This window comes from Thermosipho sp. (in: thermotogales), assembly GCF_020054775.1.
GTDB classification, from domain to species: domain Bacteria; phylum Thermotogota; class Thermotogae; order Thermotogales; family Fervidobacteriaceae; genus Thermosipho; species Thermosipho africanus.
Window position 1 is genome coordinate 17,861 of the sequence record NZ_JAIHAP010000014.1, and the last position, 15,809, is coordinate 33,669.

The 15,809-nt window shown below is 30.6% G+C and carries 19 protein-coding genes; 4 read left to right on the plus strand and 15 right to left on the minus strand.

Annotated elements, in window-relative coordinates; genetic code table 11:
• Positions 1 to 8: 8 nt before the first annotated feature.
• From JG780_RS04125 to JG780_RS04180, 12 genes are read right to left on the minus strand one after another with little or no spacing between them, the layout of a single operon-like run.
• A complete protein-coding gene (locus tag JG780_RS04125) occupies positions 9 to 1,112 on the minus strand; it encodes an NADH-quinone oxidoreductase subunit D (RefSeq protein ID WP_004102511.1) in 1,104 nt (367 codons plus the stop codon).
• Entirely contained in the window at positions 1,105 to 1,635 is a 531-nt protein-coding gene (locus JG780_RS04130) for an NADH-quinone oxidoreductase subunit C (protein ID WP_287569289.1), read from the minus strand. The genes JG780_RS04125 and JG780_RS04130 overlap by 8 nt, the downstream gene beginning before the upstream one ends.
• Positions 1,616 to 2,158: a NuoB/complex I 20 kDa subunit family protein gene (locus tag JG780_RS04135; RefSeq protein WP_287569290.1), complete on the minus strand. Its 543-nt coding sequence runs from the start codon at positions 2,156 to 2,158 to the stop codon at positions 1,616 to 1,618. Before JG780_RS04135 ends, JG780_RS04130 begins: the two co-directional genes overlap by 20 nt.
• Positions 2,159 to 2,171: 13 nt before the next feature.
• The gene (locus JG780_RS04140) at positions 2,172 to 3,059 is read right to left on the minus strand and encodes a respiratory chain complex I subunit 1 family protein (RefSeq protein WP_287569291.1); all 888 of its coding nucleotides are present in this window, start codon (positions 3,057 to 3,059) and stop codon (positions 2,172 to 2,174) included.
• A gap of 3 nt (positions 3,060 to 3,062) precedes the next feature.
• Positions 3,063 to 4,907, minus strand: a complete 1,845-nt coding sequence (locus JG780_RS04145) for a proton-conducting transporter transmembrane domain-containing protein (protein ID WP_287569292.1) — start codon at positions 4,905 to 4,907, stop codon at positions 3,063 to 3,065.
• Positions 4,908 to 6,260, minus strand: a complete 1,353-nt coding sequence (locus JG780_RS04150; protein WP_287569293.1) for a complex I subunit 5 family protein — start codon at positions 6,258 to 6,260, stop codon at positions 4,908 to 4,910. It lies immediately after the preceding gene.
• Positions 6,257 to 6,598: a sodium:proton antiporter gene (locus tag JG780_RS04155; RefSeq protein WP_287569294.1), complete on the minus strand. Its 342-nt coding sequence runs from the start codon at positions 6,596 to 6,598 to the stop codon at positions 6,257 to 6,259. Before JG780_RS04155 ends, JG780_RS04150 begins: the two co-directional genes overlap by 4 nt.
• Positions 6,599 to 6,600: 2 nt before the next feature.
• On the minus strand, positions 6,601 to 7,323 hold the full coding sequence (locus tag JG780_RS04160; protein WP_004102528.1) for a Na(+)/H(+) antiporter subunit B: 723 nt from the start codon (positions 7,321 to 7,323) through the stop codon (positions 6,601 to 6,603).
• Complete coding sequence (locus tag JG780_RS04165) at positions 7,320 to 7,559, minus strand: Na(+)/H(+) antiporter subunit B (protein ID WP_012580353.1); 240 nt, start codon at positions 7,557 to 7,559, stop codon at positions 7,320 to 7,322. Before JG780_RS04165 ends, JG780_RS04160 begins: the two co-directional genes overlap by 4 nt.
• On the minus strand, positions 7,556 to 7,876 hold the full coding sequence (mnhG, locus tag JG780_RS04170; protein WP_287569296.1) for a monovalent cation/H(+) antiporter subunit G: 321 nt from the start codon (positions 7,874 to 7,876) through the stop codon (positions 7,556 to 7,558). Before mnhG ends, JG780_RS04165 begins: the two co-directional genes overlap by 4 nt.
• Complete coding sequence (locus tag JG780_RS04175) at positions 7,873 to 8,130, minus strand: cation:proton antiporter (protein WP_012580355.1); 258 nt, start codon at positions 8,128 to 8,130, stop codon at positions 7,873 to 7,875. Before JG780_RS04175 ends, mnhG begins: the two co-directional genes overlap by 4 nt.
• Positions 8,127 to 8,609, minus strand: coding sequence for a Na+/H+ antiporter subunit E (locus tag JG780_RS04180; RefSeq protein WP_287569297.1), 483 nt, complete (start codon positions 8,607 to 8,609; stop codon positions 8,127 to 8,129). Before JG780_RS04180 ends, JG780_RS04175 begins: the two co-directional genes overlap by 4 nt.
• Before the next feature lie 281 nt (positions 8,610 to 8,890).
• Between JG780_RS04180 and JG780_RS04185 the strand changes: the two genes are divergently transcribed.
• Together JG780_RS04185 and JG780_RS04190 are read left to right on the plus strand one after the other, a co-directional pair.
• Positions 8,891 to 9,514 (plus strand): redox-sensing transcriptional repressor Rex, encoded by a 624-nt coding sequence (locus tag JG780_RS04185; RefSeq protein WP_012580357.1) that lies wholly within the window; start codon positions 8,891 to 8,893, stop codon positions 9,512 to 9,514.
• Positions 9,515 to 9,528: 14 nt separating this feature from the next.
• Positions 9,529 to 10,170, plus strand: a complete 642-nt coding sequence (locus JG780_RS04190) for a lactate utilization protein (protein WP_004102548.1) — start codon at positions 9,529 to 9,531, stop codon at positions 10,168 to 10,170.
• A 71-nt stretch (positions 10,171 to 10,241) separates the two neighbouring features.
• Here the strand turns inward: JG780_RS04190 and JG780_RS04195 are convergent, their stop codons facing one another.
• Positions 10,242 to 11,396 carry a MalY/PatB family protein gene (locus tag JG780_RS04195; protein ID WP_287569300.1) on the minus strand — a complete coding sequence of 385 codons (1,155 nt, stop codon included), beginning with the start codon at positions 11,394 to 11,396 and terminating at the stop codon, positions 10,242 to 10,244.
• 125 nt (positions 11,397 to 11,521) lie between these two features.
• On the opposite strand from JG780_RS04195, the gene JG780_RS04200 reads away from it, so the two are divergent.
• Complete coding sequence (locus tag JG780_RS04200) at positions 11,522 to 12,193, plus strand: hypothetical protein (RefSeq protein WP_287569301.1); 672 nt, start codon at positions 11,522 to 11,524, stop codon at positions 12,191 to 12,193.
• 278 nt (positions 12,194 to 12,471) lie between these two features.
• On the opposite strand, the gene JG780_RS04205 is transcribed toward JG780_RS04200, so the two are convergent.
• Both JG780_RS04205 and JG780_RS04210 read right to left on the minus strand, forming a co-directional pair.
• Positions 12,472 to 14,274, minus strand: a complete 1,803-nt coding sequence (locus JG780_RS04205; RefSeq protein ID WP_287569302.1) for a 5'-nucleotidase C-terminal domain-containing protein — start codon at positions 14,272 to 14,274, stop codon at positions 12,472 to 12,474.
• Between the two features lie 12 nt (positions 14,275 to 14,286).
• Positions 14,287 to 14,847 carry a thymidine kinase gene (locus tag JG780_RS04210; protein WP_287569303.1) on the minus strand — a complete coding sequence of 187 codons (561 nt, stop codon included), beginning with the start codon at positions 14,845 to 14,847 and terminating at the stop codon, positions 14,287 to 14,289.
• 139 nt (positions 14,848 to 14,986) lie between these two features.
• On the opposite strand from JG780_RS04210, the gene JG780_RS04215 reads away from it, so the two are divergent.
• On the plus strand, positions 14,987 to 15,715 hold the full coding sequence (locus tag JG780_RS04215) for a PDC sensor domain-containing protein (protein ID WP_287569304.1): 729 nt from the start codon (positions 14,987 to 14,989) through the stop codon (positions 15,713 to 15,715).
• Positions 15,716 to 15,809 lie beyond the last annotated feature (94 nt).

The window sequence follows — 15,809 nt, forward strand, 5'->3', positions numbered from 1 at the left end:
GCACCTCCTTACCTGTCAACCTCAGGTGAACATACACCCATAGTATCAAGCCAGATTGGAACATCTTCTATTCTTGTTCCAGGTAAGTATTTTTCAATACCATATAGAGTTTGTGGGTATGAAGCTCCTCTAACAACAATTCTGTAAGGTTTTTCACCACCATCTGATACTACGTAATATCCATACTCACCTCTTGAAGCTTCTATATGAACGTATACAGAACCTTTTGGAACACGATATCTTAAAGCATTTCCTTCGCTAATTGGAACATTAATTTTTCCTTCAGGCATTTTTTCAAGACATTGCCTAATTATTCTAATACTTTGTGGGATTTCTTTGAATTTTAGATATACTCTTGAAAATGCATCTCCTTCTGTTGCAGTAGGAACTTCAAATTCCACTTTGTCATAGAAAAGATATGGATCAATTTTTCTAATATCATATGGAATACCAGTTGCTCTAAGCCCAATACCAGTAACTCCCATTTCAAAAGCTGTTTCTCTATCGAGTAAAGCAATTCCTTTAAGTCTTGTTTGGACAATTCGATTTTTAAATATTAAATTTTCAAATTCTGGAAGTCTGCTTTCCAGATAATCTAGGAATTTTACTATCATATCTTGTACTTTTGGAGTCATATCTTTTCTAACTCCACCTGGAATAATATACATATGATAAATACGTGCTCCAGTTAAATTTTCAAAAATATCTAGTATTCTGTCTCTGTCAGCAACACCCCAGTAAGGTCCGGTATATAATCCGATAGGGCCACCAATTCCTGCCATACTCATTAGATGTACGGCTATTCTAGCTAGTTCTAATACGATCATTCTTATCCATTGAGCCCTTTCAGGAACTTCAACATTTGCTAATTTTTCGACTGCTAAAGCATAAACAACTTCATTTATATCAGGTTCAGGAACACAAATTCTAGGTATAAGTGCAAGATTTTGGTACCAGAGTCTTCTTTCCATTAGTTTTTCAAATCCTCTATGAAGGAAGCCAGGCATTGGTCTAGCTCTTATTACCGTATCTCCTTCAACATACAAATGTACACTAAAGTTTCCATGCATTCCAGGATGATTAGGACCAAAAAAGAGTTTAACTTCACCCATTTATATCACCTCTTATAATCTTTGCTTCGTGAATAATGTCTTTTTTATATTCCCTGTCCGGGAATTTCCTTTTAGAATATTCAAGAGGATCAAAATCCTTTCTTAGTGGTGGTTTATCATCCCAGTTTTCTAAGAATAAAGGTCTCATATCATCATTACCTTTAAAGCTAATTCCAAAGAATTCGTGAAGTTCTCTTTCATAAAATCTTGCAACTGGCCACATGTGCTTAACAGTAACAAATTCTGCCTTGTCTCTATCTATTTTTGTTGAGACAATAATCTTTCCTCCATCACTCCATGAGTAAAGTATGTATACTAGTTCAAACATTTTTTCATCAATCCAATCTACAGCAGAAAGTAATGATAAATGGAAATATCCTTCACCTTTTAGTAAGGAAAGTGCTTGCAAAACACTCTCGGGTTTTAAGTTAATTTTTACTTCTCTTTCATCAATTTCAACCAACTCAAATTCACCAATTAAACTTTTTAGTTTTTCTAAAGCATTATTCATGGAATTCGTCATGTATAAACACCTCCCCGAGAGCTTGAATTTGATTTTTTTTGTACCACTCATAATTCTCTTTGTATTTTTTCCATCCATTTGCTTCTCCGTTTCTAATCATTTTCATTAACTCATTAAATGCATTAAGTAGAGCTTCTGGCCTTGGCATACATCCAGCAATATATAAATCAACTGGAATGTAATTTTCCAATTTGTTTATAGTTGCATAAGAATCATAGTAAATACCACCATTTAAGGTACAAGAACCAAAACCTATCACATATTTTGGTTCAGGCATCAATTCATAAGTATATATTACTCTTCTCAAAGTTTTTGTGCTCAAATATCCTGTAATAAACAATATATCAGCCTGTCTAGGAGTAGCCATTGGTCCCATACCAAATCTTTCCATATCAAACCTAGAAGTCATCGATGGTGGAAGTTCTATTGCCCCACAACCTGTACAATAGTGAAGCATCCACAAAGATCTACTTCGAAGTTGATCAGCTATTTTTTCCCAAATTCCTCTTTCATTAGTATTCATTCATTATCACCTCCTAAAATACCCATCCTAATAATACGAACAATACTTGTACAAAAGCTAGAGATAAAGGAACTTTCCAATAAAATTTAACAACTTGTTCAATTCTAAATCTTGGTAATACGGCACTAATCATTGTAGCTAGAATCCAAACTATAGTAAATTTAATAAGGAATGTAAAATAATTACTTATTCCTAAGAAAATGTTTACAAACATTGAAATTTCTACAAAAATTGAAAATGTATGCATTAACATCAGAAGTCCCATGTATTTTGCAGAAAGTTCAACCATAGGACCTGAAGCTATTTCTGCAGGTGCAATTGGTGTATCAAAAGGTTTTTTACCAAGCATTCCCATTAATGAAACAAAAGCTATAATACCACCAATAGGCATTTTTAGTAAAGTCCATTTGTCTGCTTGAGAGTACATTAAAGCTGAAACAGAAGATGTCTTGTAATAAAACATTACACCTGATAAAACAACTAGATAAGGAACTTCGTATCCCAGCATTTGTGTTAATGCCCTTGCAACACCGATACTTGCATTAGGGTTTCCGGAACCGACCATCCCCATTGCCATTCCGAGTGCACCTATAGCCCAAAGATAAAGAATGATAAATACGTTGTCTAATCCTGGAAATGCAATTAAATTTCCAAGGGGAACAAATGCTAATGTAGCAATTGTGCCACCCAAAGCCATTAAAACTCCAAAATCGAAAATCCAACCGTGGGTAATTCCATGTTTTGAAAATGTTTTAAATAAATCAATAAAGTTTTGATACCAAGGGGGTCCGTATCTTCTTTGAATTCTTGCAATTACTTTTCTTGCAACACCTTCTAGAGTTAAACCAACAAAAAATCCAGTAAATAATACTGCCATAACTTTTAATATTGTATTAATCATCAATTACCACCTCACCCAATATATTATGAGGATTATTATTGAAATCCAGAATACATAACCACTTGGTCCCGTCTTGTAAACTAAACCGGTTATAAAATCCCCCATAGATTTAAAGAAAGTGGATACCATTTCATAGAGTTTTTCGAATGATGGATGTTTATCGTATAATCGTTCAATAAATCTATAAAAACCTGTTGCATAGTGATACAAGTCATAGTTGTATAGAAATTCTGCTCCTGTGTATTGATTTGTTAGTTCTACCTTTTTTGCTTTTGGGAATAATAGATATAGTACAAGTGCAATAATAAATCCAACAGCAAACATTATAAACACTGTTAAAGTATTCCATGAACCTAAAGGTGTTTTGATTATTATTCCAGAGTGTTCTAATGGTTTAATTCCAAGTTCTGTTTCAACAGAAACAATTAAGTCAAGTATTGGTTTTGGATAAACTCCCAATAAAACTGTTAAAGCAACCATTAACAACATAGGTAACAACATTATAAATGATCCTTCTTTTAAATTGTAATGTTTTTTCTTTAGTTGGCCCAAAAATACACCTGCAAGAGGCCTGAAAACGTATAAAAATGAACCTACACTTCCAATAAATGCAATTGCTGCGGTTATAAACATTCCCTTTCTAACTAGAGTATTAAAAATCATCCATTTTGAAATAAATCCGCTTGTTGGTGGAATTCCAGCAAGTGAAATAATTCCTACAAGATATGTTACAAAGGTCATAGGCATTCTCCAAATTAAACCACCCATTTCATCAATTTTCGATGTACCTGTTCTAAGAATTACTAAAGCAAAAGACAAAAATACCATAACTGAAATTATAGCGTGATTGAAAACGTGGAAAAGTCCTCCTGCAAAACCTATACTATCAAGTGAGGCTAATCCAATTAGTATATATCCGCCGTTGGCAATCGAGGAGTATGCGATAAGCTGTTTCATATCATTTTGCCTAATAGCCATAAACGTTCCTAAAATTATAGAAATGTTACCAAGCCAAATTAATAAATAGTTTAAAGTTGGTATACCATGATAAAATTGTGGGAACAATTTCATTGTTGGAAATACTGCAAAGGATATTGCTAAAACATATGAGCCTAGTTTTGATAATTGACCAGAAAAAGCTGCAGTAAATGCATCTGGAGAACTACCATATGCTTTTCTGAGCCAGGTGTGAAGTGGGAAAATACCACTTTTTACTATACCTGCTGAAGAGATAAATAGTATGATAAACCAAATATATGATGTGGAACTTTCATTAGATAACTTATTTATTACTCTGTCGAACGATATTACTCCATACCTGTTCAAAATCGAAAAAGTTGCAAAAAGATACATATAGCTTCCAATAGCACTCATAACTGCATAATTTATAGCAGCCTTTTTTGAATCTTTATTGCCCATAGGGATAATTAAAAATGATCCTAAAACTGCTATTTCCCAGAAAATATACAATGTTATTAAATCATTTGCAAAAAATACTCCAAGTGAGCCACCGGCCATTAACAAATAAAATGCATTAAAAGCTGCAGAATTTTTTGAATTAGTTCTTATCCAATCAATTATAAAAAATGAAACAAAGGCCAATACTAAAAAACTAACAATTGCAAAAAACTTTCCTAAGTATGTTACTTTTAATGAACTTTCAATATCACCAAAAACATTAAACAACTTTTCTGTTTTTCCAACATTAACATTCCAAACATAGAATAATGCATATGAAGAAATGAGAAAGTTAAATATAGAACCTAAAACTTTGTTTGCTTTTGTTAAAAGATAACTAATTAAAGAACCAAACAGAAACACTAATATTAGATTTGTAATAGAAATCATTTACATCCCTCCCAGAACTGTAGTTACATAAGCTTTGTAATTCATTAAGCCGTTTGTTATATTTTCAGCAATTTTTAAATATGTATCTGGGAACAATCCAATGTATATTATGAATAGTGACATTATTAGAGTGATTAAAACTATATTCCAAGGAATTTTTTCTGATTTTTCGTTACTTTCGTACCAAAGATGTATATTCCATTTTAATAAGTAAGCTGCTTCAATAATAGTTGAGAATAGTAATGCTGCTGGTAAAATATAGTTTCCACTTTCAAATGAACTTTGTAAAATTAACAATTTACTTCTAAAACCTGCAAATAGTGGAAAACCAATCAAAGAGAAAGAAGCAATACTAAAAGAAATTCCAGCAGTTTTGTTTTTCATAAAGCTGCCAACAACTGTTGCAGCTATTACAAATAAAATTATCTTTGCTGTGGCATCATTAAGGAGATGGAAATATCCGGCTTTTAATGAATAATAAGTGTTTGAAGAAATAACGCTTAAAACTAAACCTGCTTGAGCAATAGATGAAAATGCCAAGGCTTTTAATAGTTTTTCTTGTTTAAATGCTGCAATTTCAGCTAAAATAAGAGTTAATAATCCAAAGATGTAAATTACATCAAGGAAATATCCATTAAATACAGTAATAAAAATTCTGCTTAATAAATAAATCATTGTAAATGTAACTCCAGTACCCAAAATTGCAGGTGTAAGTGGTGAACCTGAAGCGTAAACGTCTGGGACCCATCCAGCTAATGGGAGTATTTTTGATTCAACAGCAAGTCCAATAAACAACATAAGTGCAACATAAGGTAGGAACGATTCTTTCATATTTAAGGAAATATCTGCAAAATTTAATGATCCAGTTCCAAGATATGAATATATTGCACCTAAGAGGTAAAAGCCACCGGCAATACTTCCAACAATCAAATATTTATATGCTCCATAATAATTTTTCTTTGAAGAAGCAATAATATATGCTGCAGCTGCTGTGATTTCCATAAATACAAATGAATTAAATATATCACCTGTTAATATTAGACCATTTGTAGAGGCTAATAAAATTAATAAGATTATTGATAGACCTTTATCCGTTATTTGAGGCATTAGGGAGATAAGTAAGAAAATAATATTAACGACTAATAAAGTATAAAAGCTTGCAGAGTCAAGTACTAATACTATTCCAAATGGTGCTTTCCAACCGCCCATGGATTCTGCAGTATCAAGTGGAAGATTAAATAATAAAATGATGTTGGCTAATACGATAAATGGAAGAATATATTTTGATTTTTCTTTAAATGGTACAAATATGAAAGCAGAAACTAAGGGAATAGCAATTAATAAAGCTGTCATTTTCTCGCCTCCTTAACGGCGATTTCTTCAGTATCTAAAGTTCCATATTTTTCATATACTCTAATTAATAGAGAAGCACCTAATGCTAAAGTACCTACGCCTATAACAATTGCTGTAAGTACCAATGCTTGTGGGAGTGGATCAACAAAGTTAGCCGATTGTGTATATTTTGAATAAATTGGAATATCGTTTCCTTCAATGTAACCAAGTGAAATTATAAGAATGTTAATTGCAGTATCAATTATTGTTAATGATACTAATGTTTTAAATAAGTTTTTTTGAGTCAGTATTCCATAAATTCCTACTCCTATTAATATAAAAGAGATATAATATACCATTGTCATCCCTCCTCCCTGTGCAAATCCGCAATTATTCCTGAAAGTTCAGCACCTACTTTAAAACCAATTAATATGTACACTATTGGTACTATTCCAGCGCTAAACAAATTACCAACTACTCCCGTTGGGAGGAAGTTTAGTAAGAATATACCTGAAACTGCTAATCCTGTTAGACCAACTATTACATACAAACTTCCTGCAGCACTTTCAACGAATTTGGAAGCTTTAGAAAGCTCATATTCTTCGTTAGAAAGATACAATAGTAAAATACCTGCAGCAATTATTGTACCTCCAGGGAACCCACCACCTGGGGTAAGATGTCCGTGAATAAATATATAAGCACCAAACAAAAGAATTAATGGAAGCAAAATACCTACAGAAATTCTTAGAATAAAGTTAGGTTGTCTTCCGTATTTTTTTCTTTTATAGCCATGTAATATTAATCCAACGCCTAATGCAGAGGTAAATAATACAGTTACTTCACCAAGTGTATCAAAAGATCTATAATTGACTACTATAGATGTAACTACATTAGCAGAACCGTCTTCTAAATCTTTTGATTTACCAAATGTGACTTTTTCACTGTTTCCATTAACACTTTTATTTATATATGCACTGGAAACTTTTGAAAGTTTAACTTTCCCATATTCAGGTAGAATAGAAAGAGAATTTACAAAAAATAAAATCAAGCCTAATACTATAAGAATTGAAAATACTCTTCTCATTTTTCATCACCACCAACTCTTTGTAATGCCAAGATTAAAACAGCTGTAGTAAGACCAGCTCCAACTGCAGCTTCTGTAATTGCAACATCGGGAGCCTTCATTATTACAAACAAAAAAACTGATAACAAACTTAAAAGTGATAATGATATAAATGAATCTAGCATTTTTTTTGCTTCTATTGCATAAATGGCAGAAATAATCATTAATATTCCGACGAATATAATGACAATAGTCATTTTTCATCACCACCTTTATATTCGTCAACTTTTGTCTTTTCAGTAGGCTTTATACCTTTCAAATATGCAGCTCTTGCAAGAACAGAACTTCCAACGGGGTTTGTTAATGCAATGAAAGCGATTATAATTAATGCTTTAGGTAGATAATCAAGATTAACTAACCCGACTCCTAATATTACTGAAAATGAACCAAGAGTGGTAGCTTTTGTTCCAGCTTGTAGCCTGTTATAAACATCTGGCATTCTAAAAATGCCTAGCCCGCCTAAAAAATAAAAAAATGCTCCTATAGTTATTAGAATATATCCTAATATACTCATTTTTTCCCCTCCAAGTAACGAGATATCACAACTGTTTCAGTAAATGAAAGAAGACCGTATACTAGAGCGATATCAAGATATAGTCCATTATTGAATACTAAAGCTAAAAAAACGATAGTTCCAGTTAAAACTACATTCAATGTATCTAATGCAGCAACTCTGTCGGCACTTGTTGGGCCAAGCAATATTCTTAGAAAGGAAAATAATACTCCCAAACCTACAAATCCAAAGAAAATATAGTTAATAATTGTCATTCGAATACCCCCTTTAAAATCTTTTCAAATGTTCCACTAATTTTTTCTTTTATTTCGTTTTCATCTAATGTTTTTACATCAATCCAATGAATAAAGAGGGTATCATCTTTAACATCTAAGGTGAGTGTGCCAGGGGTAAGTGTAATTGAATTTGCTAAGGTAAGTTTTGAGGCTTCTTTTTTAAGGTTTGTTTTAACTTTTACGAAACCTGGGTTAATTGGAAGTTTCGGATTTAAGACTCTTGCGGCAACGTCAAAATTTGCTTTTATCATTTCCCATATAAATACAGGTAAATAAACTAATACAAATTTAACAAATCTTACTAAAAATTTTGAATCAAATCTTATTCTATAATACTTTTTTAGAACACTGGCAACAATTAGTGAAACAAAAAAGCCTACAATTAGCTCAGAAATATCGTTGTAACCTGTTAGTAATATCCATGTGAAATAGGTCACAATAAATACTGAAATATACACAATATCCCTCCTTTAAAAAAGCAATTAAAAATTTGAAGTAATTATTAAATTCCGAGTATTATTATCCAATTTCGAATTGTATTATATCATATTTTTCAATTTGTTCAAATATTAAAAAAAATAGGATATAGGTTATTATCTACATATTATTTTTTAATATTTCCAGAAATTTAATATTTTTATTGAAAAATCGAAGGCAAATTATTACTTGAATTATTTGTGAAAAATATAGTATAATTTATTGTGACTAACTTCACAAAAAATATAGGAGGGTTGAGAATATGGAGAAAAAGATTCCAAGACCTGTTATTAAAAGATTAGGGCTTTATTATAGGTGTCTTAATAGATTGTATGAAGAAGGCATTGAATACGTTGCATCAAAAGATATAGCAGAAAGACTTGGCATAAAATCTAGCCAAGTTAGAAAAGATTTATCATACTTTGGAGAGTTTGGAAAAAGAGGAGTTGGATATAATACTTATGAATTAATGGAAAGGCTAGAAGACATAATAGGCGTTAATAAATATTGGAATGTCATTGTTATTGGTGCAGGAAATATTGGTAGTGCTATAGCAAATTATGAAGGTTTAAGAAAGGAAAAGTTTAATGTTATAGGTATTTTTGATGCTGATAGATCAAAAGTTGGTAGAAAGATAGGAAGGTTAATTGTTAAACATTTTTCTGAAATTGATGATTTTTTTAAGAAAAATATTGTAGAAATAGCAGTTCTAGCGGTTCCAGAAAATGCTGCTCAAATGGTTGTAGATAAATTGGAAGAATTGGGAATTAAGGGAATTGTTAATTTTGCACCTGTGAAACTTAGAACGAATATCCCGGTCGAAGATGTAGATATAACTCTTTCTTTTAAATCGTTATCATTTAAGATTGAAAGAAATATTGAATAGAAGAAGGTGGTAGAATGAGAGACGAATTATATTTATGGAAGTATAAATCGGTGGCAAACAAAGTTGCTGATGCTTTAAACAAAAAAGGTCATGAAGCATATATTGTAGAAGATGAAAAAGAAGCATTAGAAAAAGTTTTAGAATTAATTCCTAAGGGTTCAACGGTTGCAACAGGCGGTTCTTTAACACTTAATCAAATAGGACTACTAGAAAAGTTAAGAACTGAAGAATATAACTTTTTGGATAGATATAGTGCAAAAACAAAAGAAGAGAAGGAAGAATTAGAAAGAAAAGCGTTTTTTTCAGATTTTTATATATGTAGTGCTAATGCAATAACTGAAAATGGTGAAATTGCGCTTTTAGATGGGAACGGTAATAGAGTTGCTGCAGTTATTTTTGGCCCCAAAAATGTTATTTTGGTTACTAGTGTTAATAAGGTGGTAAAAAATTTAGAAGAAGCAAGAGAGAGGATAAGGTATATTTCTCCTATGAATACAAAAAGGTTGAATCTTAATACTCCATGCGCTCAAACAGGTTATTGTGTTGATTGTGCATCACACCAAAGAATTTGTAATTATTATACAATAATAGAAAGTGGTTATAGACATCCTGGAAGGATCAAGGTTGTTATTGTTTTAAAAGAACTAGGCTTGTAAAATCTTAATTTAAGTATATTATAAAGCCCTCAAAGATTATGAAAAACAATATTTTGGGGGCTTTTGAAAGATTATTCAAGATCATTTAAACTACTAATTATTATTTTTACTGCCTTTTCAATTATTTTTCTTGAGGTTGCAATATTCATTCTTTCAAATCCATCTCCTTCTTTTCCGAATTCTTTACCCTGATTTAACCACAACCCATTTTTTAATAATTTTTCATGGATATCAGTATTATATTTTCTAAGATCAAGCCACATAAGGAAAGTTCCTTCAGGTATTAAAGTTCTAACATTGGTATTTTTTTCTAGCGCCTTTTTGACATATACGGCATTGTCATAAAGATATTTTTTTAATTGATTGAGCCAGCTTTTTCCGTATGTGTATGCTGCTTCAGTTGCAACAATTCCAAATATATTAGTTAAGTTTAGGTGTTGTGAATTTATAACTGCCTCGAATTTTTGTCTTATAAACTTATTTGGAATAAATGCATTACCAGTTTGAAGACCTGCTATGTTAAAAGTTTTGTTTGGAGCAGTAAGCACAATACTATTGTTTAAAAATTTATCAGATACTGAAAAGAACATATTATGTTTATTTGGAGAATAAACTATATCAGCATGAATTTCATCGGATACAACTGTTATGTTGTGCTTTAAACATATTTCACCTAATTTTTCTAACTCTGTTTTTTTCCATACTCTTCCTACTGGATTATGTGGACTACATAAAATTAACATTGTAGTTCTATTATCAATAATTTTTTCAAGATTTTCAAAATCCATTTTGTAATATCCGTTATTTTCAATTAGGGGATTTAAAGAAATTCTTCTTCCAAGGTTATTAATTACTTCATAAAAAGGTCTATAAACCGGAGGTTGTATTATTATTTTATCTCCAGGATTTGTTAAAGCTTGTATTGCAAATGCAATTCCTGGAACCACTCCAGGGATTGGAACAATCCAGTCTTTTTTTATTTTTACATTATGAATTTCATTAAACCATTTTATAATTGATTTATAATACCCTTCAGGCCTAAAAGTATATCCATATATTCCGTGCTTTGCTCTTGTTTTTATTGCATCAATTACTTCTTTTGGAGCTTCAAAATCCATATCTGCTACCCATAAAGGTAATAAATTATCATATAATTCATTATATCCATAATCCCACTTATACGAGTTTGTTCCACGCCGTTCAATGATTTTGTCAAAATCTATCATTGTTATCCCCCTCTTTTATGATAATCTGCCGTTATCAATTGTACCATAGATTGATTAATGCTTTTATTATGGTATAACCTTGTCGGAAATATAATTTTTTTACTAACTTTAGAGGAGGTAGATTTATGAGAAAACTGGTTAAAGGTTGTGGTTTTTTTATATTGATAGTTATAGTCTTGGCAGTGGCAGTGATACTTATACCATCTAAGGATAAAGAAGTTGCAGCAAATAGTGTTCAAACTCCAATTGCTCAAGAAGATATTGAAGAAGATTCATCACCAGTAACAGAAGAAATTGAATCTCAAGAAGTTGAAAAAACTCAAGAATCAAATAAAATTAAAGATTTTAAATCCTATTTAGAAGCTCTAGATAAAGAAATTGGATATGATGTTTTAAAAGAAAATTTAATAACAGGTAAGATTTTTAATGAAGTTAATAAAATGCAAGATAGAAATGAAACATATTCTTATATGATTTTATATTTAGAAGATAAAAGAAAAATATTAAAAGATATAATTAGTAAACTTGATTCTTTAAGAGATAGAATAGAAAATTCTGAAATTTATAGTGCAAATCAAGACTTATATATGGCTGCTATAAACATGGATTATACAGTTTTATATCTAATGGATGCGATTAAAGAGACAAGGGATCATGATACTGTTTCAAGATCTACAGCTAACTTTGCTGATAAATATTCAAAGGAAAGAGATAAATATATGGATAAATTTTTTGGATTTTATAAATTTCAAGTTGAAAAGCAAGGTTTAGAGGATGTTTTTGATTTAATAAAATAAAAAATATTAACACTGAAAAGAACCATCCTTTATAAATAGTCTTAAACTATAAATACCCCATTCTAACTTAAGGCAAGAATGGGGTATTTTTTATACTTATTATAAAAAGATTCAGAATTAATAAATCTTGGTGATAAAAGGTTTTAAAAGTACAAAATCATATACATAAATATTTCTTTTAAATAAAAATACCCGTTTCTAGTTTTTTTACTAGAAACGGGCATTATTGTAAGCATGAATAAAGTTTTTAAAGACAAATTTCTTAAAAAAGTTAATTTTTAGAAGTTTATTAGTTCTTTTATTGGTGGTATAGTGTCGATGTAATTTTTGTAATATACCAATTTAGTTCCAGGTTTTATAAGCGATGGATTTTTAATATTATTCCATCTTATTAAATCATTAAGTGAAACACCTAAGCGTTTTGAGATTGACCAGAGATTTTCACCAGGATTAATAACATATTCAAATTTAACAACAGTTTGCCAATTGTTATCAGTTGTTGCTTTAATATTTTTGTGTTCAAGAATGTAATCTGCCATTAATTCTGAAACTTCCATCATTACTTCTCTAACAACTGGTTTTCCTTTAAACATTGTGTAGCCACCACCGCCACCTGCTCTATAGTTGTTAAGGACAATTTCGTATTCTTTATCCATTTCAATTGGTTTTCCTTCGAACATTAAATCTATTATTCTATTTCCTGAAGGATTGTTGAGAACTATTTTATAACTAATCCCTTCCCACATGTCATAATTATAATGTCTAGGTTTAGGTTCAACCCAAGATTTATTGACTGAAACCATATAATTTTCCATAACAAAATAGTCAGCACTTTTTTCTAAAGCATCTTTTATGTCTTTACCAGTGACTTTAATAACTTTCAAGGTATTTGGGTAGATATAAACTGCGTTAATATCTCTTAATGTAATAGGTCCACTTTTCCATCCTTTAATGCTATTATTAAAGAGAGCAGTAGATGAAATTTTAGCTTTGCTGTAGTACATTTGAACTTTGTTCACAAATTCTATTAAAGGATTGTCTTGAAGCCTTGCAAAAAGAGGATTTTCTACCCAAAAATCTCCATCTGCATATCCAACGGGCTGATCTAACCATGCTTGAACTTTTTCATCATATGGTTTTATCAAAGAAGTAATTTCCTCATCTGCGGTAACTCCTTTTACAGAAACTTGCTCTACTGAGCTATCAATAACTTGCCATTTATTATCCTTTTTTTCAAGTTTTAAAACAATCTTTCCAAGTGATTTTCCCCAGTAAGAAGGCATTGAAACTGGCACATTATTTATTTTTGTTGCAATAGTTCTATGTTGATGGCCAAGTAGTAAAACATCAATTCCATCAACTTCTTGTAAGAGTTGATAAGCTTGATTTTCACCGGTTAATTCTTCTGTTGGTTCTCCTGTTTGAGGATCTCTTTCAAGGCCACCGTGATATGCAACAATTACTATATCAACATTTTCTTTGTTTTTAAGAATATCAACGTATTTTTTAGCAACTTCTACTGGATCTAAAAAGTCAAGACCTTCGATATTTTTTGGATCTTCCCAATTGGGGATGTACTTAGTGGTAAGTCCTAAAATTCCAATTTTTATATCTCCAACATTTACTATATGATAAGGTTTAAATAAAGATGAATTTTCTTTTACATCTATTATATTGGCGCTTAAAGCAGGGAATTGAGCTTCAGAAACTGCTTTTTTTAAAACCTCTAATCCATAGTTAAATTCATGATTTCCTATTACCCAGGCAGAGTAACCTAGTTTGTTCATTACAAGTACCATTGGATCGGCTGGCTTGTTATCTATTCTTGCATGATAATATTCCAAAGGGGTTCCTTGAATTAAGTCTCCAGTATCTACAATTATTACGTTTTGATACTCATTCCTAAACTGTTTTACCAGGGTTGCAATTTTTGCAAGCCCCACATCTGATGGAGAATTTGTAGCATAATTAATTGGTAAAATGTTTCCATGCAAATCGCTGGTGTGTAAGATAACTACTTCAGTTGAAAATAATAAGGATACAGCTAAAAAAATAATTAAGATACCTAAAAGTTTCTTCATACTTTCCACCTCCTACAGTGTTTTATTAACTTTTATCTCTTTTAAACATTCTCTACATAAAGCTATATATTTTTCTTTTCCACCAATATCTATTTCTTTATCGTCTTGGGTTATTTTAAAAGAATAAGTTGCTCTATGTTCCCCACATTTTTCACATACTGCTTTCTTTTTAATAACTTCATCTGCAATTGCCAGTAAATTTGCCGTTGTTTTAAAAGGCTTTTCTAGATATGAGATATCAAGACCTGCACAGTAAACATCGATACCTTTAAAGATAAGATTTCTGACTACATTTATCAATTCTTCGTCAAAGAATTGTACTTCATCTATAAATACTGCATCGATATTATTTGAAATATGATTTAATATTTCGATTGATTTTGAGATTTTATGAGCTTTTACTTTAAATCCCGTATGTGTTGAAACTATGTCTTCTCCATATCTGTTATCGATCGATGGTTTAAATACGATTGTTTTTTTCTTCCCTATATTATAGATTTCTACAAATGATAAAAGTTCAGTAGTTTTACCAGAATACATTGGACCAGTGATTACTGTTAGTTTTCCTACCATATTCTCCCTCCAATTAAATGATCTTTTTTTAGGTATATGTCTACTACACTTTATATTATATACCATTTTATATAAAAGATTTTTATGATAAAATTAAGTTGTATATAAATTGTATAAAAATAGCATTGGGAGTGATAGATTGACAATCAATCACTTTATAAAAAGGAAAATAAGAAACCATATTATTTTGCCGATTGTAATTATTGGAATAATTGCTGGAATCATTATGACGCTTTTAGGAATAAGAGCTATGTTTTTTCAATTGGAATTACAACTTTCCAAATCTGTGCGCGAGTGGAATGATTTGGGATTACATGTTGGAAATTTTTTAAATGTTTTAAGCCAGGACAAAAGTTTATTTGAAGATAAGAAAAATCTTGAAAATATTTTAAAAATTTTCTATGAAAATTATAAAAATATGATAGAGCACGTTTATTTTTCTCTTCCTGAAAAGAACCTTGTCTTTATTCCTGAAGCTAAAATCCCAGAAAATTTGTTGCCCAAAGATAGGCCCTGGTTTAAAAAATCTTTGGAAAAAAAGGATTTTTTCCAAGTTTCCCCACCATATATTGATGCTGTTACTGGTGAAATTATTCTAACCATATCAAAATATGTTGAAATGAGAAATGGATACGGAGTTTTAGGTGTTGATATAAACCCTAACTATATTGTTACTCATATTTTAGATAGAAATGTTATTTTAATTGATCAAGATAACACAGTGATTTATAGCAATAATAAGAAAATTATAGGGCGAAAATTAAAAATCGATCACGATAAAAAATATAGAATTTATAACTTTGATGTATTGTTATTTCAAAAAGCTTTAGGAGATATCTATATTGTAGTATATGAAAATTATGTGTAATGCCCCCCAAAAAATTGGACAAAAATTACGAAACTTTTGTAAAACTTAGATATTCTTCGTATACCTCTCGCGGACTTCTGTATTTCAACGCACT

Excerpts from the sequence above, each read along its gene's own strand:
- JG780_RS04125 (WP_004102511.1), bottom strand. The coding sequence starts at position 1,112 with ATGGGTGAAGTTAAACTCTTTTTTGGTCCTAATCATCCTGGAATGCAT.
- JG780_RS04210 (WP_287569303.1), bottom strand. The coding sequence starts at position 14,847 with ATGGTAGGAAAACTAACAGTAATCACTGGTCCAATGTATTCTGGTAAA.
- JG780_RS04155 (WP_287569294.1), bottom strand. The coding sequence starts at position 6,598 with ATGGTATATTATATCTCTTTTATATTAATAGGAGTAGGAATTTATGGA.
- JG780_RS04175 (WP_012580355.1), bottom strand. The coding sequence starts at position 8,130 with ATGACAATTATTAACTATATTTTCTTTGGATTTGTAGGTTTGGGAGTA.
- JG780_RS04150 (WP_287569293.1), bottom strand. The coding sequence starts at position 6,260 with ATGACAGCTTTATTAATTGCTATTCCCTTAGTTTCTGCTTTCATATTT.
- JG780_RS04140 (WP_287569291.1), bottom strand. The coding sequence starts at position 3,059 with ATGATTAATACAATATTAAAAGTTATGGCAGTATTATTTACTGGATTT.
- JG780_RS04205 (WP_287569302.1), bottom strand. The coding sequence starts at position 14,274 with ATGAAGAAACTTTTAGGTATCTTAATTATTTTTTTAGCTGTATCCTTA.
- JG780_RS04130 (WP_287569289.1), bottom strand. The coding sequence starts at position 1,635 with ATGACGAATTCCATGAATAATGCTTTAGAAAAACTAAAAAGTTTAATT.
- mnhG (WP_287569296.1), bottom strand. The coding sequence starts at position 7,876 with ATGAGTATATTAGGATATATTCTAATAACTATAGGAGCATTTTTTTAT.
- JG780_RS04195 (WP_287569300.1), bottom strand. The coding sequence starts at position 11,396 with ATGATAGATTTTGACAAAATCATTGAACGGCGTGGAACAAACTCGTAT.
- JG780_RS04200 (WP_287569301.1), top strand. The coding sequence starts at position 11,522 with ATGAGAAAACTGGTTAAAGGTTGTGGTTTTTTTATATTGATAGTTATA.
- JG780_RS04145 (WP_287569292.1), bottom strand. The coding sequence starts at position 4,907 with ATGATTTCTATTACAAATCTAATATTAGTGTTTCTGTTTGGTTCTTTA.
- JG780_RS04165 (WP_012580353.1), bottom strand. The coding sequence starts at position 7,559 with ATGACTATTGTCATTATATTCGTCGGAATATTAATGATTATTTCTGCC.
- JG780_RS04185 (WP_012580357.1), top strand. The coding sequence starts at position 8,891 with ATGGAGAAAAAGATTCCAAGACCTGTTATTAAAAGATTAGGGCTTTAT.
- JG780_RS04160 (WP_004102528.1), bottom strand. The coding sequence starts at position 7,323 with ATGAGAAGAGTATTTTCAATTCTTATAGTATTAGGCTTGATTTTATTT.
- JG780_RS04190 (WP_004102548.1), top strand. The coding sequence starts at position 9,529 with ATGAGAGACGAATTATATTTATGGAAGTATAAATCGGTGGCAAACAAA.
- JG780_RS04135 (WP_287569290.1), bottom strand. The coding sequence starts at position 2,158 with ATGAATACTAATGAAAGAGGAATTTGGGAAAAAATAGCTGATCAACTT.